The sequence below is a fragment of the Bacillus sp. AY3-1 genome, from assembly GCF_008368785.1.
Taxonomy (GTDB): domain Bacteria; phylum Bacillota; class Bacilli; order Bacillales; family Bacillaceae_G; genus Bacillus_A; species Bacillus_A wiedmannii.
Genome location: NZ_QORZ01000007.1, coordinates 116,524 through 136,454, shown reverse-complemented (window position 1 = coordinate 136,454; position 19,931 = coordinate 116,524). Strand labels below are relative to the sequence as shown.

Here is a 19,931-nt window from a genome sequence, read left to right as displayed (position 1 = left end):
AACTTCTTATTTTGAAACGTCGATATTTAATATTTTTTTAATATATCCTTGCGTTTCTTTAAATGGCGGTACGCCTCCGTACTTTCTCACATTACCAGGACCTGCATTATAAGATGCTAGCGCTAATACGAGATCGCCGTTATTTTTCTTTAAATAACCGCTTAACTCTTTCACGCCGCCTTCAATACTTTCAGCTGGTGAAAATGGATTTTTTATACCCATCTCTTTCACATTCGCTGGCATAAGCTGCATAAGTCCCATCGCACCTGCATGTGACACCGTTTTCGGATTAAAATTAGACTCTACTTCAATCATTTTTTGAATTAACGTTTTCGGAATTCCGTATGTACGACTGACTCTATCAATAATATCCTCATACTTCCCTTCATTGGAAGAACGTATTTTTTGAATATTATACTTCTTCGTTAATTCCCACGTATCAGCAGCCTCATTTTTCGTTTCTGGGAAACGTCGTTCAAACTCTTTTTGTGCGACTTGCACTTCATCTACGTTCTTCGTTTCAGTCTTTTCTTCAGGTTTACTCGCTTCCTCTACTTTAGTAATAGATTGTTCCGGTTTATTTACGACCGTTTCTATTTTCGTAGATTGTACCGGCTGACTCATATCCTCTACCTTTGCCGGCTGCGTAGTACCCTTCGTCTCCTTCGCAGGTTCACTCTGCAACTTCTCTTGAAAACGACTACTAACGAATGCTTGTGGACTACTTAGCTTTTGCTGAATTTGTCCTTTCTTATATGCAAGCACTTCTTTTACTATATTTCCAACTAACATAATATCACCTTTTCGGTAAACAAAGATAATCTAATATTAGAGTTTTTTTTTAAAGTTTGCAATAATCCTTTTAATAATATTGTAATAAAAAAATGAATATATTGTTAAACTGTTATTTTTTTATATTTATTAATTCGAATTTTTAGTTGACACCCGCTATGACAGGGATTACAATAAATCTCGAAATTGATTTTTTCGCATATTACCGTTTTTCAATTTGCAGAAAAGTCAATATAAAAAAATGGGGGTTCTTAACATGAGAATTAACACAAACATTAATAGCATGCGTACTCAAGAGTACATGCGCCAAAACCAAGCAAAAATGAGCAACGCTATGGACCGTTTATCAAGCGGTAAACGTATCAACAACGCTTCTGACGATGCAGCAGGTCTTGCAATCGCAACTCGTATGCGTGCACGTGAAAACGGTTTAGGTGTTGCAGCTAACAACACACAAGACGGTATGTCATTAATCCGTACAGCTGACTCGGCTTTAAACTCTGTATCAAATATCTTACTTCGTATGCGTGATCTTGCGAATCAATCTGCAAACGGTACGAACACTGGTGATAACCAGAAAGCATTAGATAAAGAATTTTCTGCATTAAAAGAACAAATCGATTATATTTCTAAAAACACAGAGTTTAACGATAAGAAATTATTGAATGGTGATAATAAAACTATCGCTATTCAAACTTTAGATAATGCTGATACAAGCAAACAAATCAACATTAACTTAGCAGATTCTTCTACTTCTGCATTAAAAATTGATAAATTAACAATTAGTGGTTCAACAGCTATTGCAGGAAAAACAGAAAAAGTTACAATTACTGCTGAAGACATTAAAGCTGCAGATGAAGACATCAAAGCATTCACTACAGCTCAAACAGCTCTTACAAAATTAGTAAAAGAAGTAAAAGATGTTGATGGCAAGGTAACAACAGTAGGTAGTACTCCTACTGAAATTAATAAAGCTGTTACAGCTTTTACAGAATCATTCGAAAAAATGAAAAAATTCATGAATGACGATGATATCGCAAAAGTTGAGGAAAAAATCAATGCATTTGATACTTCTAGCCCAGATGTAGACGCGGCTCAGGCGATGGGAACTGCATTTACAACAGGTATGGAGCCTGCTGCAGGAGAAATTACTAAAAATACTATGAAACCAAATGCTTCTGATGCAATTAAATCAATCGACGATGCTCTTGATACAATTGCTTCTAACCGTGCAACTTTAGGTGCTACATTAAACCGTCTTGACTTTAACGTAAACAACCTTAAGAGCCAATCTTCTTCTATGGCTTCAGCTGCTTCTCAAATCGAAGACGCTGACATGGCGAAAGAAATGTCTGAAATGACTAAGTTCAAAATCTTGAACGAAGCTGGTATCAGCATGCTTTCTCAAGCTAACCAAACTCCACAAATGGTTTCTAAATTATTACAATAAGCCATTTGAGTTAGTTTCATGAATGAACCTCTCTGCTTGCGGAGAGGTTCATTTTTTCTATATAAATGAATTATTTGTAAAACCTTTCTTTTTTTAGGTGAAAAAGAGCATCAGCGAAGTGTAGAAGCAGTCAGTGCCTAATTCTCCCCCTTCCCACGTTAAAACACAGGCAGGAAATGAGCATAAGTCCCTTTTTCTTTTCATAGCCGTTTATTAGCTTTTGAATAATGATTATATCAATCTATAAGGAGTGTCTATTATGCGTATTGGTACGAATGTTTTAAGTGTAAATGCTAGGCAATCGCTATATGAGAATGAAAAACGTATGAATGTTGCAATGGAGCATCTGGCTACTGGCAAGAAGTTAAACCATGCTTCTGATAATCCAGCTAATATTGCGATTGTGACTCGTATGCATGCGAAAGCAAGTGGTATGCGTGTGGCGATTCGTAATAATGAGGATGCGATATCGATGCTTCGCACGGCAGAAGCTGCCCTTCAAACTGTAAAGAATGTTTTGCAACGTATGCGTGATTTAGCTGTTCAATCTGCAAATGGTACAAATTCAAATAAAAACCGTGATTCACTGAATAAAGAGTTTCAATCTTTAACAGAACAAATTGGCTATATTGGTGAGACGACTGAGTTTAATGATTTATCCGTGTTCGACGGCCAAAACCGTCCTGTTACGTTAGATGATATTGGTCATACAGTAAATATGACGAAACATATTCCCCCTACTCAACATGACATCAAGATTTCAACAGAACAAGAAGCAAGAGCTGCAATTCGTAAAATTGAAGAGGCTTTACAAAATGTATCACTTCATCGTGCTGATCTTGGGGCTATGATGAATCGTTTACAGTTTAATATTGAAAATTTAAATAGCCAAAGTATGGCCCTAACAGATGCTGTATCTCGAATTGAAGATGCGGATATGGCGCAGGAAATGAGCGATTTTTTAAAGTTTAAATTGTTAACTGAAGTTGCACTTAGTATGGTTTCACAAGCAAATCAAATACCGCAAATGGTTTCCAAGTTACTACAATCTTAAAAAATCATCTTCCTTCTATGAAACGATTCCATACAAAACAAAAGGGAAATACATATAAACTATGTATCTCCCTTTTATTTTGTACCCAAATTTTATTACTGCGTTACAGTCATAACCTGTCCACTACGATCAACCATAATTTTCATTTTACCGTCTTGTGCGTTATATAACCCTAATTTATGCAAATCTTGTTTACATTCTTTTACGAAGAAAGGCAATGTGCGAATTTGATCAATATCAGAGCTCGTAATGAAATGAATTAAATGATGCGTCATTTCTTTTATATCATGAACAAGCTCTTCCTTTTCTCGCTTTAGTCTTTCATTTTCAGCTCGTAATACATGTAATTCGCCTTCGAGTCCTCGAGCATTCTTTTCATCTTTTGAACGCTCTGCAGCCATGCTAGAAAGCTTATAGATTCCTTCCATGAACTGATGTAGTTCATACTCTTTTCTTTCACTACACTGGCTAATCGTTTCAAAATTATCAACAATACCAGATATAACTGTTACAAGGCTTTTTTCGTTCTCTGTATTTGGAACTTCATTTCTAAATTCTTGTTTGTTTTCTTTTTTTATTTCAACAATTGGTTCTTTTACAGGTGTATATTTTCGCTTTCGTCCTGGTTTTTGTTTTTCAATATTTTCAAACGGTATTTCACATTTTTTTAATTTGTAATACGTATTTTGTAATTGACTTGCTGTTTTTGGAAAAAGATTTAGTTCTTTTTTACTAACGTATTTTGAAATATTAATAATGTTTAAACCGTGACGTTGGGAAAATTGATACACTTCATACAGTAACTCTAGCTCAGACTTCAGCCATGTAATTGTAGACTTTTCATAAGCCCGCATCCCGCCATTTTTTTCGATGTCTATTTGAAATAATACCATTCTATTATATAAATCAACTAATTCTTCATACTCTACTCGGAATTGTTTCTCTATTTTTTTAAATTCCTCTTCTAGTTGCACATCGTTCATTTTATTATTTGACATGTTTTGTAAAAGATTTAATACATTGATTGCTGTGTGGTGATACATAATCTGTGCCACTCCCCTCATCCTTTCACAATTCTCATCTGACTCCCATGTCTTTTTAGAAAATAGCATTTTTTCATATCCATATTATAACATTTCGAAATTATCTGTCAAATATTAAACATACAAAAATGTATAGAAAGTATAGAAATAGAAAAATTATTTTTAATTAATATGTATAATTACATATTAATTATATTATATGGTATTTCAGATATATTTTCACCGAAAAAGTTTGCGTTACTACGCAACCCTACTAGCATAATCCAAAAATACGCTCTCTTATATCTTCAAATAAACCAGCCCCCTACATATTCATTAAACGAATTGAAAATCTCGAAGTAGAGACTCTTCATACAGCCACAAACACTCCAGAAATGTTTAATCTTTCTACCTGTACAATAGAGTATAGAATGCAAAAAAGGAACTAGCCAGTACTACTTACACGTGGCTAGTTCCCTCCTCCCTACTAAAAAAATAGAGTTGTATATCAGTTCTTCAAACCCTCAATTAAAGGCTCTTTTCTTCTACTGACCTTAAAACCACTCCATATATCTGGTCTCACATCGCATGGGGCTCTATTAGGCACTGACCGCCACCACGCATGGCTAGCTACTCTATTCTTGATAAATAGAATGCAACTGTACACCGGTTCTTCTCAAACCCTCTCGGTATGCCACTTCCTACATTTACCCAAAACGGCTTCATATCTCTGATCTCAACATCGCATAGGGCTCTATTAGGCACTGACCGCTCTACGCATGGTTAGAGCTTCTATTCCAGCTAAAAAAAGCTTTTCAAAACGTTTTTTACAGCACTAACTTATCAACTAAACCAATTAACTCTTGAATATCTGGCTTACTTACTTGAGCATTTGCCCCTACAGCTTCGCCTTTATGGAATAATTCATTTGTAATTAATGAAGAGAAAATAATGACCGGTAAACGATTCATTACTTCACTATCTTTAACCACTTTCGTTAAATGGTGTCCGTCCATTTTCGGCATTTCAATATCAGTAATTAGCAAGTGAATATGTTCAAACATTTTTTCCCCTTGCTCTTTCGCTAATTTTTCAATTTGTGCTAACGCTTCTGCACCATTGCTGAAGAAATTCATTTTCGTATATCCAGCTGTTGATAATGTTTCTTCTAATATTTGGCGAAGCATTGCTGAATCCTCTGCAATATAAATAACTTTTTCAGCTCGATCTGTTTTTTGTTCTAACCCTGCAAGCGATTTATTATCATAACCAGTACCGCTAATTTCGCATACAATTTTTTCATAATCTAATAGCAAAATGATTTGTCCATCTAGCTTTACAATACCAGATGTCGTTTCTTCTAGTCCCATAGACAATGAAGCTGGTTCATCAATTTGTTCCCACGAAATACGTTGAATACGATGCACTTCATCAACGCGGAAAATAACTTTCATTTGATTTAATTCAGAGATAATAAATTTCGTTTGATCAAGTGGCTTTGTCGATTTTAAATTAAGAGCTGTCGCTAAGTTAATTACAGGTAAAATTTCACCACGTACTTGAACAACACCTTCAACTGCATGATGAGATTCTGGCACAGTTGTAACAGGGAATGGATTAATGATTTCACGTACTTTCATTACATTAATACTAAATAGGTTTTCACCGACAGTATATGTAACAATCTCTAATTCATTTGTTCCGCTTTCTAATAAAATACTTTGTGCTTGTGACATAAAGGTGTCGCTCCCCTTCCATTAATTCCGTATATCTAATTATTAAGCTTTATTAAACCGAAAAAGTCAACTACCTATATAAAAAATATAGATAGTCGAACGATTTATTTTAAAAGACGCTTAATCTTGTATAAACGAAGCAAGTGCCTCTAATAACACTTCTTGTGCTCCTACAATTTCTGTCGGCATTGCTTCCCACTTTTTTGAAAGCTCCGTTTCTACTCTTATTCTTAGCTCCGAATCCATCTCTTCTAGCACATATTCTTTCGTCGCTATATCAACATCAAGTAGCGCAAGCGCATATAATTCTGGATCATTTATTTTTTTAAATAATTGTTTCAATATAGCTGGTGCTATATGTTTTAATTTTTCAATATGAATTTCCTTATCCGAAAATAGTAACTCATATTGAATAAACGTAACATTTTCTTTAATCACTTTAAAATAGCAATTATTTTTTTTATCATTTACAAAGTAACCGTTCGGATCTGCAATAATACTCTCTACTTTACGAATTAAATCTGGCAAACTACTCGCCGCCATTACAGTCCGCTGCTCAACCTCACTCGGCGAAATGAATGTAACGCGATACTTATTCTGCGCCATCCTCCTCACCTCTCCTTTTATAGAAATCTATCGTCACAAATAAACTTATTAGTCCATCTAACACGCTAAGACCGCAGGTATTATTCATACTAAACTTCGCTTAAATCTTAAACTAACCTAGTAACTCTCCATATCTCTGGTCTTAAACAACGGTCAAGCACCCACATAAGCACTAACCGCCAGATCCTCTCTCTCAAAACCTAACAAAGGGCTTTTAAAAGCTTTTTAAGAGCTTTTCAATAACTCGATGTTATTGAACCAAAATGCAATCTGCTGATCCGTTATCCCTGATAGTGTAATAAAAAACTCACGGCACTTCATCTCGTCCTTAAACAGTTGATACTTCCATTCTCCCTCGCTACCAACACTTACGAAATAAAACTCATGAATACGGCCAATGATTGATTGCTTTTCACCAAATGAATATGCAGGTACTTGCTTAATTTCAAATTGATCAGGTAAATATATATGCTCTTCTCGTTCCATTTTTAACACTTGCTCAGCAAGTTCACGTTTATTTTCGAAAAAAGGCAATTGTAAAATTCGCTCTTGTCTTGTCGTCATACGAATAAAAAACCCTTTCTACTACATTACAATTTTTCTTTATTATATATTATCGAATTAAGTTTACAACTTCATTTAATACTTCATCTGACACTTTAATTACTTTCGCATTTCCTTGGAAGCCGCGTTGATAAAGCATTAAATCAACGAATTCTACAGATAAATCTACGTTTGAACTTTCTTTTGCTGACCCTCGTACATTACCTGCACCATTCTCACCAGCAACACCTATTCCTGGAATACCCGCTGATGGTGTCGCAACGTAATTTCCATTCCCTGTTTTCATTAATCCACCTGAATTCGGGAATGTAGCTACAGCTAGTTGTCCTACAACTTTCATACTACCATCTGAATATTTCATCATAACGAAACCACCGTCAGAAATAGAATAGTCATTTGCAATTGCAGCTGGACGCCCCGTTACTTCTGTGGTAGAAATAGTTTTCCCTGTCGGATAATTTGTTAATCCGCTTAAATCAAGTGTTAGACCACCACCAAAAGGAATTTGAACAGATCCACCTTTAGTAATTTCGCCAGTTACTGGATCTTTTTGTACAGGTTCATCTGTTTGCTTTAAATTTCCTAATGTATCAAATATAAGCGGTTTGTTGTCCGGCATACCTTCAATAGGCTTAAATTCTTTTTCGTTTTTAGAATCATTTCTTACAGAAACTGAATATGTATATTCGCCTGGCACTGGCTTTTCAACTTCTTTACCATCTACAGTCTCTTTTGTAGTCTTTTGTTTAATATTTACACGTAACGTTAACGAGTTCCCTTCCGCATCAAAAACTGTGAATTCGTGAGATAATGCATTTTGGTTTCTAGGAAGGTTTCCGCCTATTGTCGCTTTATCTGTTTGAATCCCACCAACAGCTGATCCCATTGGAATATGAATTGGGCTTGGTCGTGAAGAAAAATCTACTTCTTGTGTTCCTGTTTTTACACCATAACCTAGTACATACTGTCCACCTGTATTTGTAACATAGCTATCTTTCGATACACCAAAAGACCCTTTTCTCGTATACTCTACATTTCCAGCATTACGATCACCAACTAAAAACAAACCGTTTCCTTCTATCGCTGTCTCCATCTTATCACTAGTTAAAGTAATAGAGCCATCACTAAAATCTGTTGATGTCCCACTGAACTTTACACCGTTACCAATACTCTTTGGATTCGTACCAGCATAAGCACCATCACCACGTGAACCAACCGTATTATTATATAGCAAATCATCAAATATAGCCTTTTGCTTTTTATATCCAACTGTTTGTGCATTTGCAATATTATTTGAAGTAACACTTAATGCATTTTGTGCTGCATTCATCCCTGTAATACTTGTATATAACGCTTTAATCATAACCTTTGTACACTCCTTTTATTAATCTGGCTTAACCTCTTCATTTTTTTCTATATCATCTTTCTTCTCATCTTCCGGATTAGTTTCTGTTATCGGTTTATCAGAAACCCTTTCTATGAAACGAAGTGAGACAACTTGATTATCAACAATAAGTTGCACATCGTTATTTTCAGCAAGCCGAACTGTTTCCACTTGACCAGTCACTTGCTTTCCATTATTGCTTACACCTCTAACGTACTTTCCTAAAAACTTCATCCCTCCATCAAGAGCCGTCGAATACATCGTTGATTGCAGTTTATCTACTGCTTTCGTCATATTCTGTACTTGCTCCATAAGCGATAGCTGTGCTGTTTGGTTCATCATTTGGTTCATATCCATCGCATTAAACGGGTCTTGATGTTGAAAGCTTGCTAAGAAAAGTTTCAGGAAATCATCTTTATCCATAATACCGGGTGTTTTTTGAGTACTTGCTGATACTCCGTTTGCTTGTTGAGCTGTCGACTGTGCACCAGTAACAGATGCGTTTTTTGTTTGTGCTCCTGCTTGTAACGGAATATGATTTGTACTCGTTGTATTTAATCCAACTGTTGGCACACTTTATTCCTCCAATAATCCCGCAAATTCTTTTGAATGTTGTTTTTCATGTTTCGTACTTGCTAATTTTTGTTTTTGTCTTTGCTCTTGTTCTCGCTGTTCTTTTCGATTTTCATCTTTATCTGAATAGCTAATTTGAATATTGATTTCTTTTTCTTTTAACTTCAGTCTCAATTCATCAAAAATGATTTCAACACGTTTTTTCGCATCATGTTTTTCCATTTCTACGTGAACATCAATTTGATCTCCATGTTTTTTCATAAACACCGTTAATGTACCAAGTTTTTCTGGATTTAACTGAAATAAAACACGCTCTTGTTTCACTACAAATTTTTGCAACGCTTCTACTTGTGCTTCCATTTTCTTTCCTAAGTCAGGTAACGTAACTTTCTCAGCGCCACTATTTGATTTTCCTATTTGATCCGTACCCGTTGCTTTATTTAATAACTCCGCACCCGTTGAACTCGAATCGTTTAACACATCACCTTCAGGCAACTCTATCTTTACATCATCGCCCTCAGCTTTTGGAAGATCTACATCTAAGCCTTTGGAATCTTCTTGTTTCTTTGCAATATTACAAGTTTCTGTTTCTACAATTTTTAATGCTTGCATCGTTTGCTCCGGCATCGTCACTTTATCTAATACCATTTGCATTGTATCTTCTAAACATATAGCATTTTTGATATTCATATTTGAAAGAAGTTCTTGCAACTGTTGTAATTCATTGGCGGGTAATTCGTTAAGTTTTATATTCCCATATTCTTTATATAGCTCTTGTATTTTTTGTATGTATTGATATAACAATTCCGGTTGCACACGTAATTGCTCAATTGCAACCATTTGCTCAGATACAGCTAATAACAACTGTTCTGTCTCTTTTTTTTCTTCTTTCTTTACAATTGGCTCTTCTTTCGTTACGGATTGTTTAGAAAGAATATATTCTTTTTTTTCTTCTTTTGGTGCTTCTTCTCGTTTCATTTTCTCCGTTTTCGGCTGCTTTTTATTTTCCATTCTCATCGTACGATCGAATGAAGAATCTTCACTTTTTGATTGTACTTCTAGCCCTTTTTCTTTTTGCGGAGGTAAACTTTGTTGCACCGGTAATACAGACTGTATCACTATATTCACCTCATCCATTCATACACATTTTCAAATCAAGAAGCATTTTTTCTTCCTGCTTTTCTCGTACTTTAGCAAGCTTTCTACAACCTTCTTGATACATCTCATCAATGACACGTTCTTTTTCTTTTACCTGTTCTAAAAGGCTTTCATTTTTTTGAATAAAATCTTCCGTTTTTTTAATTTTCCGATTCCATTCTTCTATTCTTTCAGGTGAAAACGTATGTGACGAAAGCATACCGGCCATTATACGCTGCCCAGTTTGTACGACTTTACTACGCGATTTTACTACATATAAATCATATTCTTTTTTTTGTTCTATTTTTCTTTTTTCACCTGTTAATTCATACACTTCTTTCAAAATCTGTTCTTTTTCTTGATTTATTTGCAATTTTATCGTGTCGTACTGCTGCTTATCCACCTGTTTTCATAGCCCCTTCCTATTATAACGCTCTCTTTTTCTATTATATAGTTTTTTTCCAAAAAAATCTGTGAAATATTAAAAAACAAAAAAATAAGACCTCTTGGGCAGAGGTCTTATACTGTATGGTGCATCGCTTCAACAATATCATCAAATTGGAAACTATCAGATCGACCTTGTTTTAAAAACGTATTTATACCTTCTACTTTGTTTTTACATTCAAAAATATAAGCATTTTCTGCATTTTCTTGAATCGTCCCTAATTTAAAATACAATTCATTTTCTTTATAAACAGATAAGATTTTTCTCATTTCATTTGCAAGTTGCCAATGAGTTGGCGAAACGATTTCTTCCATAATCCTACTCACTGAGTCTAGCACTGAAATAGCAGGGTAATGACTAAGTGTTGCAAGCTCACGTTTTAATACAATATGTCCATCTAAAATACCACGCGCTAAATCTGGTACAGGGCCGTTTAAATCGTCTCCATCAACGAGTACGGTATAAATACCTGTTATGGATCCCTTTTGTGTTTTCCCAGAGCGCTCTAACAGCTTCTTCATATAACTTTCCATTAAGAGTGTTTTACCACCGATTGGCAACTCTTTAACGGCAATATCAACACTTCTACGCGCATCAGCAAAACGAGTAACAGAGTCCATCATAAGTAGTACATTATTACCTTGATCACGGAAATATTCAGCAATAGATGTCGCAAGCTTCGCTGCACGAAGTTGCATTAGGTGACTTTCATCTGACGTCGCTACAACAACGACGCTTTTTCGCATTCCTTCTTCACCTAATTCTTTTCGAATAAAGTCTTTTACTTCCCGGCCACGTTCTCCTACTAAACTAATAACATTTATGTCAGCTTTTGCATTTTTTGCAATCATTCCGAGTAAAGTAGATTTACCAACACCAGAACCTGCAAAAATACCAATCTTTTGACCGATGCCAATTGTTAGCATAGAATCAATCGATTTGATTCCCGTTTCAAATACATCTGTAATTTCTTCACGTTCAAATGCATGAATAGGCGGGGCATCTAGTTTTATTTTTTGTAATGGAATATTCTCTGCATCCTCATTTAGTACTTCGCCGTTTGCACTTAACACTTTTCCGAGTAAATGATTACCACGAGGTACAACAACATCTTCTGCAACTAATGTAACTGAATCTCCATAACATACTTTTTCTGTTTGTTCAAATGGAAGTAGCATATTGTTTTCTTTTTCAATCGCAATCACTTCACATAAAACATTATGTTCCCCAACGAAACAAACATCTCCAATTTTCGCCTTTGGCCCTTTCGCTACGAAAAACTGTTCTTGTACACTATGAACTTTACCGACTTTCGTATAAAACGGGGTTTCAATAAACGTATTCCATTTACTATGTTCGTTCATGAGCTTGTTATTCATACATTTTGCTCCTCAAATAACTTCTCTTCTTCCCATTTCTGGCGAAGTTTCGCAAATATAGGTGCAAATTTAAATTCAAAGAACTCTTTCTCTTCTTCTAGAACAAATTCACCGAACTGTAAGGAGAAATCATATTTCCATTCTACTAATTGTAGTAACCAATACTCTTTCGTATTTTCCTTCTCTTCTTGAATTCGTTCAAATGTTTCTGGGTGTACGGTAATGATTAATTTTTCAAACGAAGTAGGCAACGTTTGAACGATACCAGTTAAAATGGGTAACACATCAAGCAATCGTGAATCTACCGCTTGATTCACGATTTTTTCTGCTAGTTGAAAAGATTGATCCCATAATAACTCTGTCCATTCATATGCTGTTTCTTGTTGTTCTTTTTGAAACTGCATACGTGCTGCTTCCATCTGTTCCATTTGTTCATGAATATGCATTTGAAATTGTTCTTTATCTTGCAATAGCTGTTGACGCTCTCGTTCTAACATTTGTTGTTCTTGCCTTAGTTGATTCAGTTCAGTATGTAATGTTTGTTGCTGTGCAAGAAGCTCTTCATGGTCCACCTGTATTTCTTCTTCTACTTGAACTGGTATTGGTTTTGGAAATTGTAATTCATACGTTTCTTCAGAAAAAGAAACAGAATTCTTCGGAATTCTGTTTTTAAATAAGGACATCATCTTCACCTCTTTGAACGATAATTCTTCCTTCCTTCTCTAGCTTTTTCACTGTGCCTGTAATCGTTTGCTGTGCCTTTTCAGCATCCGTCATCTTAAGCGGTCCTAAGCCATCTAATTCTTCTAGAATCATCTCTTTACGGTTTGAAGACATACATGTAAATAATTTCTCTTTAATTTCTTCTTTTGCAATTTTAAGTGCTTTCGCAATAACACCGTTATCTGTAATTTCTTCTAATACACGACGAAGTGCAAGATCTTCAAGTCCGAGTAAGTCTTCAAATACAAACATGTTTTCTTTAATTTTCTCAGATAACTCATAATCCATTTCATCCAGCTTTTGAAAGACTGTTTTTTCAACACCTCGTGAAACATTATTTAAAATGTTTACTATTGTTTTCAAGCCATCCGTTTTATTAATTGCATTAAATGCCATATTATTTAATTTTGATTTTAATAAATCACCAATTTGATTTATTAATTCACCATCAACTTGCTCTAGCTTCGCAATCCCCATTACCGTTTCTACTCGCTTATGATCTGGTAATCTCTCAATTAATTGAGAAGCAAGCTGCGGTTTAATATAAGAAGCGATAATCGCAATCGTTTGTGGCGACTCATCATTAAGTACAGTAAGAAGTGGTTCTAAATCTGCAAGTGAATTTAAGAATTCAAACGGATTATCTTTGTTATACCAAAGATCTTCCAATAATTTTTCTAGTTCGTCTTCTGGCATATTTTTAAATATGCGACGAATATATTCTTTATCTGGAGTCACTAGGTTTAATTCTTTTACATTTAATTCATATAAGAACTCCCCTAGTACATTTTCTAACGTTTCCGGTTTATATACACGAAACTTCGCGATTTCACGAAGTAATACTTCTTTTTCCTCAGCCGTCATATATTCAATGACTTTTGCTGCCACCCCTTCTTCTAATGTACGAATAAGGATGGCAGCTTTTTCTTTGGAGGAGATTTCATCTAACATCGTTGTTCCTCCCTTACTGTCCATTTAACCATTTTTTAATTACTTTTGCAGTTCCTTCTACATGTTCTTTCGTAGCATCATGCACTTGTTCATCTAACGTTGGTTCTTTCGGTTCTTCTGGTTCTGGTTTTGGCTCTGGTACTATTTTTTCTTCAGGAATTTCCATAATACTTTCATTACTTGCAGCAATTTCCTCTTCTGCTAAGTATTCTTCATATTCCTCTTCTTCTTTCTTTCTCTTACGTCTTGCTAATAAGAACCATACTAGACCACCAATCGCTAATAAACCAGCTGGAATTCCACCGAATAACCACCAGTTTATACCGCTTTCTTCTGGTTCTTTCTTCTTCTCTTCTTTCGGCTGATCAAACTGAACAGTTACAACGTTAACTTGACCGTTTGTAAAGTTTCCATTCGGATCAGCTTGAAGCCCAGCAGCTGTGCCGATTGCTTCTTTGAAAGTAGTCATATCTATTTTTCGTTTTACTAACGTATCATTGTCTACCCATACTACAACATTTGTTTTCGTTAATTCTGGGTGTTTCTTAATTGTTTCAACTGTTTTATCTATTTCATAGTTTTCAATTTTGTTACCATTTTTATTATCATAGACGATTTTACCATTTTGATTATTGTTCGTACCGTAATTTGGTACTTCACCGTTCGCTGTAATACCAGCGCCTTGTTTCGCCTCTGCTCCTTCTTGTGCAGTAGAGCTTTCTTCTTGCTCTTGTTTACTACGAAGTACACCTTTATCACCATATTTTTCTGACTGGCGTGTAACTTCATCATAGTTTACAGACACTTTCGTATTCACTTTATATTCATTCGGTTTAAACATCGTCATTAACGTTGCATCAATATCTTGCTTTAATTTACCTTCAATTTGTTGCTGCATCTCTACTTCTTTTTCATAAGAAGAGGAACTAGTAGAATGCGCTTCATCTGCTCCTTTTGAGATAACACCTTTTTTGCTATCAATCACACTTACTTCTTCTGCTTTTACACCTGGAACTGCTGCACTAATCATTTGCTGTATACCCGCAACCTGATCTGCAGTTAATAATTGGCCACGTTTCACACCTACAGTAATTGCCGCTGTTCCTTTTGCTTTTTCTTCATCAAAAATTGTCTCTTTTTCAGGTAATGTAATTTGAACATTTGCCGTTTCAACTGTCGCAAAGTTTCTTACGATATCTTGCTCCAATTGCTTTTTCGTACCGACAATTTGCTTCATTTTTTTATCTTGCTCACTTGAACCGAGCGAGCTTTCTAATAAAATTTCCTCACCGCTTTTAGAATTAAATGGTAAGCCCATCCCATTCATTTCTTTTCGAACCCATGGAGCATCATTCTTTTGCACACGAATCGAACCATCGGCCGCTAATTGATAATCGACACCTAACTTCGATAATTCTGCTGTAATCTCTTGCTTATCTGTATCATTTAAATTTTGATATACAACAACATATTTATCTGGCAAGGTGAAGTATAAAAGTGCTCCTGTTACAATCGCTAAAAGCGCAGCACCGATTACTAACTTATGCCACGTTTTTAATGATTGGATAACATTTTTTATCTTTTCCATTTAAACACACCCGTCCACTTTCCTAAATTTGCATATTAATTAGTGACTTATAATTTTCGATAAGATTATCACGTACGAGAGCAGCCGTTTTCATTTGAGACTCAGCTTTCTTTTGCTGAATTAAAACGTCATGTGTTTCTCCTACCCCTTTTGTTAGTAAATCATATACCGCTGTTTGCGCATTGTTTTGCGTTTGATTCATATCTTCCAATAAATCGATAAACTTCTTCCCCTCGACTACAGGTGTTTCTGAAGTTTTCGGTGCACCAATTGACTGAATCGCGCCAAATGGCTGTGTATTTAACATTGGTTGGATTTTCATATTACTATATTCCCCCTTATCCTCGGCCGATTTCTAAATCTTTATCCAGCATTTTTTTATTCGCATTTAATACACTTGTATTCGCTTCGTACATTTTTTGAGCAACCATTACATTCGTCATTTCAGCAGTCACATCAATATTTGGATAACGTACATATCCTTCTTCATTTGCATGCGGATGTGTTGGATCATACACTAAGTTTTCAGTTTTATCTGCTTCAATACTTTTTATTTTTACTCCATTTGTAGGAGACCCCTCTAACATATTTGCAAAACTATTGTTTGATTCTAGCACTACACTACGACGCTCATATAAATTCGCCCCCGGAGCAGCCGTTGTATTTGCATTTACAATATTGTTAGAAGTAACTTCCATCCACTTTCTCGCTGTCGTTAGCCCTGAGCCACTTGCATTAATTGCCTGAAACATCGTTGTCTCTCCTTCTACTTTTAGCGTCCGCGTGCCGCTTGGTTAATTGCATATTGTGTATTAATCGCGTTAATTGAAATACCGTATAACTGATTTGCTTTCATTAAATCTAGCATTTCTGTCGTTACATCCACACTATTTCCATCTTTATTCGTTTGCATTGATTTTGTTTGCATCTTTGCATATGTATTTTTCGCATTCACTGTCGGTAAGTGCATTTCATTCGTTTGATATAAATCTGGATTGCTCTTTAAGTCCGCAACATTGTTTTTATATAATGCACTACTTTTATTCATTTGCTCAGCAAATGTTACATCTTGTGCTTTATAGCCAGGTGTATTCGCATTTGCAATATTACTAGAAACAGTATTTCGTTTCGTCACTAAATAATTCATATAATGGCCTACATCACTCACTAAATCTGGCATATTCCACACCCTTTCTTTTTTAACTTAATGATCCACTGATGGAAGTTTCACTTCATTATTTATTTTCTTATATGTGTTTATTAAAATATTAACAATCATGTACCCTTACATATTTTATTCCATTTTTCCATTGTTGTCTTTAGAAAAATACAAAAATATAAAAAAGAATACAAAAAAACTGTATACACGCAATAATCTATGAAACATTTCAATATATGATCTACAAACTAAAGTTCATTTTCACATTATTTAGATTACTACTATTTTTTCATTACAGTCATAAAATGAAACCTCAACCAGCGGAAGTCTTTATTTAAACAAAGGAATGGATCCCCTCTTAAAAGGGGAATCCGTTTCTAAACTCTATCACTAAAATTTACCGTAAAATGAATTAGCTTTCATGCGCCCATCATTTGTCATAATCATTTCTTCCAAAATCTTTTGCTTATCTCGAATATGCTGTGCCGCCTTAATAATGAATGGACTTACTTCTGCTGCAACTTGCGCACGCGTTTCCTCATCCAATGTCATCATCCAGCGATTTAACATTTCACTCTTCTCAGCAAACTCTCCATCCGACACTTGCAATTCACCGATTTCATTAAAACAGCCGACAAACGTCCGATAAATATCATTGTTCATTTTCAAGTGCTCCGCGGTAACCGTCTATTAAATCTTGTAGCACTTTCACAATCGTATCCATATCTTTTGCTTCACGTGTTACTTTCATCGTTTGAATTTGAATGCTAATCCAATCGTATAAGCCATATAAACTATCATATAAATCTTTCGTAATTTCAGGATTTAATTGAAGCTTTAATTCTTCAAAAATACGTTCTAACTTTTCAAGAAGTGCATCTCCTTCTTGTAGCTTAAAAGTATGTAACAGTTCTTCTAAATTACGAAACTCTACAATACATCTTTCATAAATAAAAATTGTATTTTTAATCGGATTACTCGTCATAATATCATTTTGCATATAACGTTGCCATGCTTGCATACAATCACTTCCTTACCTTTCATTAATCATCACTTTTTTGTTTTGTCATTGCTTTAATTGTTTTTAATTGGCTATCAAGCGCTGCTAATGTACTCTCTAGCTTTTGATACTTCTTCACAATTTCATCTTGCTTTTGCAAGTTTTGCGTTTCAATATCTTTGATCTTTTTATCTAAATCACTTACACGTGAATCAATGTTTTTTACTCGTTCTCCAACTACACCTTTATCACCAAATAACTTATCAAGTGGCTCTTCCATCATTTTTCCTAAACCGTTAGAACTAAAGAAAAATTGCTTCGCTGCATCCGGTTTTTCTTTTAACGCTTTCGTTAATGCTTCGTCATTAACTTCCATCGTTCCATCTTGCTTTAATTGAATACCAAATGAGAATAAGTAATTGCCATCTTGTGAAAATGTTACAACATTGTTCATAGCTTGACGCACACTTTGCATAATAGCTTGTCCTTGGAAAGCCCCACCTTTTCCAGCAAAGATATCCACTGTAGAAACAGCTTTATTATAATCCGCAACCATCTTTTTAATAACATTTGATGCGTCTGTTACGTTTGAGTCATTTACTGTGAATTTTAGATCTATGCCTTTTGCTTTTGGTTCTGTTGTCTTTGAATCAACCTCTGTTTTTTCTCCGTCCGGGTTTTCTACTGGCTTTTCTTCTACTTTTTGCTCAGTTACTTTTAATAATTCAATTTTCACACCGGGAAGGGCTTCAATCGTATTGGTAGAGCTATCGCCTTTAATACCATTAATCGTATATTCAGCATTTTGCGCTTTATTGATTACATTAACCGCTACGCCATCCTTATTAGCTAATCCTATATCTTGAAACAATGTAGATGTATTGTCCTTAAAATTAATTACTCCATCTTCTCCCTCTTTTTTTGAGGTCATGAAAATTTTATTCCCAAGTGTATAAGCTGATACACCATAATCTCCATCATTAATTTTATTAATTAAATCTTTATATGTCATATCAGATGTTATTTTTAGTTCTTTACCACCTAGTTTTAATGTTTCATCTCTATTAAGCTTTGCATCTATATCGTCAATTTTATCAGAAGCTATTTGATGACGCTGCGCAAGCTGTGTAATCGTCATATTAAAAGTTCCCGCAATAGCCCCACCATCAGCTTTGACATTAATATAACCATCTTGTGATGTTGTTACCTTTTTCTCATTTCCTTTAAAAGCCGCTAAGTTTTTAAAAGTTTGCGCAAAAGAGCTAAATTCTGATTTTAAACTTGTATATAATAGTTTATCTTGTGAAAGTTGGTTTTTTTCATTAGCATAAGGCGTCTTTCTCATTTCTAACGCTTGCATTTCTAATTCTACAAAGTTAGATGTATCGATCATATTATTTCCGAGGTTCCATATTTGTTGTCTACCACCGATACCCGTTAATGTTCCTGCCATAATTTCTCACTCCTTATAGATTACATGTAGTCTAAAATACTCGTTTTACTCATCGTACTAACTGCTTTTAACGTAGCTTCATACGTTGCGTTTATATACGCTAAATCAGAAATGGCAACCGCTAAATCGACATCTTCAATTTCTTTACGGTTTTCTTGAAGCGCTAAATTTTGCTCGCTTAAAATTGTTTTAAACGTCTCCATTGTGTTCATTGTCGAACCAACTTCAGTTGTACGATTAATGATGCCATCTAAATTTTTCTTATTTTCTCCTAATAAAGGCTGTAATGCTTTTTGGTCACCTTTTTGCATCGCTTCACTCATCTGTTTTAACGTTTTTATAACAGGGGATAATAGCGCTTCACCGTTACGAAATGCTTTTAATTCATAACCGTCATTTAGTTGCCAGTTCACATCATTTTCTCCACCTTGATACGTACCATCTTCTGTAAATGGTGGCTTCTCTGCACTATCACCACCGAAAATATAACGACCTTGCTCTTTCGTATTTGCTAAATATACGACCTGTTTTAAAATTTGATCTATCTCTGCACCGATTGCCTTCAATTCTTTTTCACTATTCGTTCCATTTAACGCCTGAACTGTTAATTGATCTGCTCTTGTTAAAGATTTAAAAACACCTTGTAAAGTATTTTCAGTTTGTGTTAATACATTTTTCGAATCCGCTAAATCTTTTTGCATTTGTTCAATATTCGCCAATGAATGTTGAATCGCAAATGATTTACTTGCCGCAAGTGGATCTTCACTCATAAAAAGGTTTTTCTTCCCTGAAGTTACTTGATTTCGGTGGTATTGTTGTTGCACATTCAAATCCATTAACTGATTCTTTGCCCAGCTTGCATTTTGAAATGTAGATACTCTCATTTCTATCTCCTCCTTATATATTTCCAATCAA

The 19,931-nt window shown here is 34.9% G+C and carries 22 protein-coding genes; 2 read left to right on the top strand and 20 right to left on the bottom strand.

Going from position 1 to position 19,931, the window contains the following annotated elements:
- Positions 1–6: 6 nt before the first annotated feature.
- Positions 7–792: a lytic transglycosylase domain-containing protein gene (locus DN389_RS04365; protein WP_149236847.1), complete on the bottom strand. Its 786-nt coding sequence runs from the start codon at positions 790–792 to the stop codon at positions 7–9.
- 256 nt (positions 793–1,048) lie between these two features.
- Here DN389_RS04365 and DN389_RS04360 point away from each other — a divergent pair, with 256 nt between their 5' ends.
- Both DN389_RS04360 and DN389_RS04355 read left to right on the top strand, forming a co-directional pair.
- On the top strand, positions 1,049–2,242 hold the full coding sequence (locus DN389_RS04360; RefSeq protein WP_149236846.1) for a flagellin N-terminal helical domain-containing protein: 1,194 nt from the start codon (positions 1,049–1,051) through the stop codon (positions 2,240–2,242).
- Positions 2,243–2,501: 259 nt separating this feature from the next.
- Complete coding sequence (locus DN389_RS04355) at positions 2,502–3,296, top strand: flagellin N-terminal helical domain-containing protein (RefSeq protein WP_149236845.1); 795 nt, start codon at positions 2,502–2,504, stop codon at positions 3,294–3,296.
- Between the two features lie 95 nt (positions 3,297–3,391).
- On the opposite strand, the gene DN389_RS04350 is transcribed toward DN389_RS04355, so the two are convergent.
- The 19 genes from DN389_RS04350 to DN389_RS04260 form a co-directional block, all read right to left on the bottom strand.
- Positions 3,392–4,339: a DNA-binding domain-containing protein gene (locus DN389_RS04350; protein ID WP_149236874.1), complete on the bottom strand. Its 948-nt coding sequence runs from the start codon at positions 4,337–4,339 to the stop codon at positions 3,392–3,394.
- 806 nt (positions 4,340–5,145) lie between these two features.
- On the bottom strand, positions 5,146–6,054 hold the full coding sequence (locus tag DN389_RS04345) for a chemotaxis protein (RefSeq protein ID WP_149236844.1): 909 nt from the start codon (positions 6,052–6,054) through the stop codon (positions 5,146–5,148).
- Between the two features lie 120 nt (positions 6,055–6,174).
- Positions 6,175–6,660: a hypothetical protein gene (locus tag DN389_RS04340; protein ID WP_000068318.1), complete on the bottom strand. Its 486-nt coding sequence runs from the start codon at positions 6,658–6,660 to the stop codon at positions 6,175–6,177.
- 225 nt (positions 6,661–6,885) lie between these two features.
- A complete protein-coding gene (locus tag DN389_RS04335) occupies positions 6,886–7,224 on the bottom strand; it encodes a DUF3964 family protein (RefSeq protein WP_000213334.1) in 339 nt (112 codons plus the stop codon).
- Between the two features lie 49 nt (positions 7,225–7,273).
- A complete protein-coding gene (flgE, locus tag DN389_RS04330; RefSeq protein ID WP_048566835.1) occupies positions 7,274–8,587 on the bottom strand; it encodes a flagellar hook protein FlgE in 1,314 nt (437 codons plus the stop codon).
- Positions 8,588–8,608: 21 nt separating this feature from the next.
- Positions 8,609–9,181: a flagellar hook assembly protein FlgD gene (locus DN389_RS04325; protein ID WP_001143481.1), complete on the bottom strand. Its 573-nt coding sequence runs from the start codon at positions 9,179–9,181 to the stop codon at positions 8,609–8,611.
- Positions 9,182–9,184: 3 nt separating this feature from the next.
- The gene (locus DN389_RS04320; RefSeq protein ID WP_149236843.1) at positions 9,185–10,300 is read right to left on the bottom strand and encodes a flagellar hook-length control protein FliK; all 1,116 of its coding nucleotides are present in this window, start codon (positions 10,298–10,300) and stop codon (positions 9,185–9,187) included.
- 10 nt (positions 10,301–10,310) lie between these two features.
- Complete coding sequence (locus tag DN389_RS04315) at positions 10,311–10,721, bottom strand: cytoplasmic protein (RefSeq protein ID WP_098080157.1); 411 nt, start codon at positions 10,719–10,721, stop codon at positions 10,311–10,313.
- Between the two features lie 116 nt (positions 10,722–10,837).
- A complete protein-coding gene (fliI, locus tag DN389_RS04310) occupies positions 10,838–12,142 on the bottom strand; it encodes a flagellar protein export ATPase FliI (RefSeq protein WP_149236842.1) in 1,305 nt (434 codons plus the stop codon).
- Entirely contained in the window at positions 12,139–12,825 is a 687-nt protein-coding gene (locus DN389_RS04305) for a FliH/SctL family protein (RefSeq protein WP_098191028.1), read from the bottom strand. The genes fliI and DN389_RS04305 overlap by 4 nt, the downstream gene beginning before the upstream one ends.
- Positions 12,812–13,816: a flagellar motor switch protein FliG gene (locus DN389_RS04300; protein ID WP_000883360.1), complete on the bottom strand. Its 1,005-nt coding sequence runs from the start codon at positions 13,814–13,816 to the stop codon at positions 12,812–12,814. Before DN389_RS04300 ends, DN389_RS04305 begins: the two co-directional genes overlap by 14 nt.
- A gap of 13 nt (positions 13,817–13,829) precedes the next feature.
- Entirely contained in the window at positions 13,830–15,404 is a 1,575-nt protein-coding gene (locus DN389_RS04295; protein ID WP_060489734.1) for a flagellar M-ring protein FliF C-terminal domain-containing protein, read from the bottom strand.
- A gap of 22 nt (positions 15,405–15,426) precedes the next feature.
- Positions 15,427–15,726 (bottom strand): flagellar hook-basal body complex protein FliE, encoded by a 300-nt coding sequence (gene fliE, locus DN389_RS04290; protein WP_000701677.1) that lies wholly within the window; start codon positions 15,724–15,726, stop codon positions 15,427–15,429.
- Positions 15,727–15,742: 16 nt separating this feature from the next.
- Entirely contained in the window at positions 15,743–16,156 is a 414-nt protein-coding gene (gene flgC, locus DN389_RS04285; RefSeq protein WP_060489730.1) for a flagellar basal body rod protein FlgC, read from the bottom strand.
- Positions 16,157–16,176: 20 nt separating this feature from the next.
- Positions 16,177–16,584 (bottom strand): flagellar basal body rod protein FlgB, encoded by a 408-nt coding sequence (gene flgB / locus DN389_RS04280; RefSeq protein ID WP_060489728.1) that lies wholly within the window; start codon positions 16,582–16,584, stop codon positions 16,177–16,179.
- A 369-nt stretch (positions 16,585–16,953) separates the two neighbouring features.
- The gene (locus tag DN389_RS04275; RefSeq protein ID WP_001058080.1) at positions 16,954–17,226 is read right to left on the bottom strand and encodes a hypothetical protein; all 273 of its coding nucleotides are present in this window, start codon (positions 17,224–17,226) and stop codon (positions 16,954–16,956) included.
- Positions 17,216–17,584 (bottom strand): flagellar export chaperone FliS, encoded by a 369-nt coding sequence (locus DN389_RS04270; protein WP_149236841.1) that lies wholly within the window; start codon positions 17,582–17,584, stop codon positions 17,216–17,218. The genes DN389_RS04275 and DN389_RS04270 overlap by 11 nt, the downstream gene beginning before the upstream one ends.
- A gap of 22 nt (positions 17,585–17,606) precedes the next feature.
- Positions 17,607–19,016 carry a flagellar hook-associated protein 2 gene (locus DN389_RS04265; RefSeq protein WP_088092767.1) on the bottom strand — a complete coding sequence of 470 codons (1,410 nt, stop codon included), beginning with the start codon at positions 19,014–19,016 and terminating at the stop codon, positions 17,607–17,609.
- 20 nt (positions 19,017–19,036) lie between these two features.
- Positions 19,037–19,900 carry a flagellar hook-associated protein 3 gene (locus DN389_RS04260; protein ID WP_088092766.1) on the bottom strand — a complete coding sequence of 288 codons (864 nt, stop codon included), beginning with the start codon at positions 19,898–19,900 and terminating at the stop codon, positions 19,037–19,039.
- Between the last annotated feature and the right edge of the window lie 31 nt (positions 19,901–19,931).

Coding starts and splice junctions, on each gene's coding strand:
- DN389_RS04365 (WP_149236847.1), bottom strand. CDS start 792: ATGTTAGTTGGAAATATAGTAAAAGAAGTGCTTGCATATAAGAAAGGA.
- DN389_RS04360 (WP_149236846.1), top strand. CDS start 1,049: ATGAGAATTAACACAAACATTAATAGCATGCGTACTCAAGAGTACATG.
- DN389_RS04355 (WP_149236845.1), top strand. CDS start 2,502: ATGCGTATTGGTACGAATGTTTTAAGTGTAAATGCTAGGCAATCGCTA.
- DN389_RS04350 (WP_149236874.1), bottom strand. CDS start 4,339: ATGTATCACCACACAGCAATCAATGTATTAAATCTTTTACAAAACATG.
- DN389_RS04345 (WP_149236844.1), bottom strand. CDS start 6,054: ATGTCACAAGCACAAAGTATTTTATTAGAAAGCGGAACAAATGAATTA.
- DN389_RS04340 (WP_000068318.1), bottom strand. CDS start 6,660: ATGGCGCAGAATAAGTATCGCGTTACATTCATTTCGCCGAGTGAGGTT.
- DN389_RS04335 (WP_000213334.1), bottom strand. CDS start 7,224: ATGACGACAAGACAAGAGCGAATTTTACAATTGCCTTTTTTCGAAAAT.
- flgE (WP_048566835.1), bottom strand. CDS start 8,587: ATGATTAAAGCGTTATATACAAGTATTACAGGGATGAATGCAGCACAA.
- fliI (WP_149236842.1), bottom strand. CDS start 12,142: ATGAATAACAAGCTCATGAACGAACATAGTAAATGGAATACGTTTATT.
- DN389_RS04305 (WP_098191028.1), bottom strand. CDS start 12,825: ATGTCCTTATTTAAAAACAGAATTCCGAAGAATTCTGTTTCTTTTTCT.
- DN389_RS04300 (WP_000883360.1), bottom strand. CDS start 13,816: ATGTTAGATGAAATCTCCTCCAAAGAAAAAGCTGCCATCCTTATTCGT.
- DN389_RS04295 (WP_060489734.1), bottom strand. CDS start 15,404: ATGGAAAAGATAAAAAATGTTATCCAATCATTAAAAACGTGGCATAAG.
- fliE (WP_000701677.1), bottom strand. CDS start 15,726: ATGAAAATCCAACCAATGTTAAATACACAGCCATTTGGCGCGATTCAG.
- flgC (WP_060489730.1), bottom strand. CDS start 16,156: ATGTTTCAGGCAATTAATGCAAGTGGCTCAGGGCTAACGACAGCGAGA.
- flgB (WP_060489728.1), bottom strand. CDS start 16,584: ATGCCAGATTTAGTGAGTGATGTAGGCCATTATATGAATTATTTAGTG.
- DN389_RS04275 (WP_001058080.1), bottom strand. CDS start 17,226: ATGAACAATGATATTTATCGGACGTTTGTCGGCTGTTTTAATGAAATC.
- DN389_RS04270 (WP_149236841.1), bottom strand. CDS start 17,584: ATGCAAGCATGGCAACGTTATATGCAAAATGATATTATGACGAGTAAT.
- DN389_RS04265 (WP_088092767.1), bottom strand. CDS start 19,016: ATGGCAGGAACATTAACGGGTATCGGTGGTAGACAACAAATATGGAAC.
- DN389_RS04260 (WP_088092766.1), bottom strand. CDS start 19,900: ATGAGAGTATCTACATTTCAAAATGCAAGCTGGGCAAAGAATCAGTTA.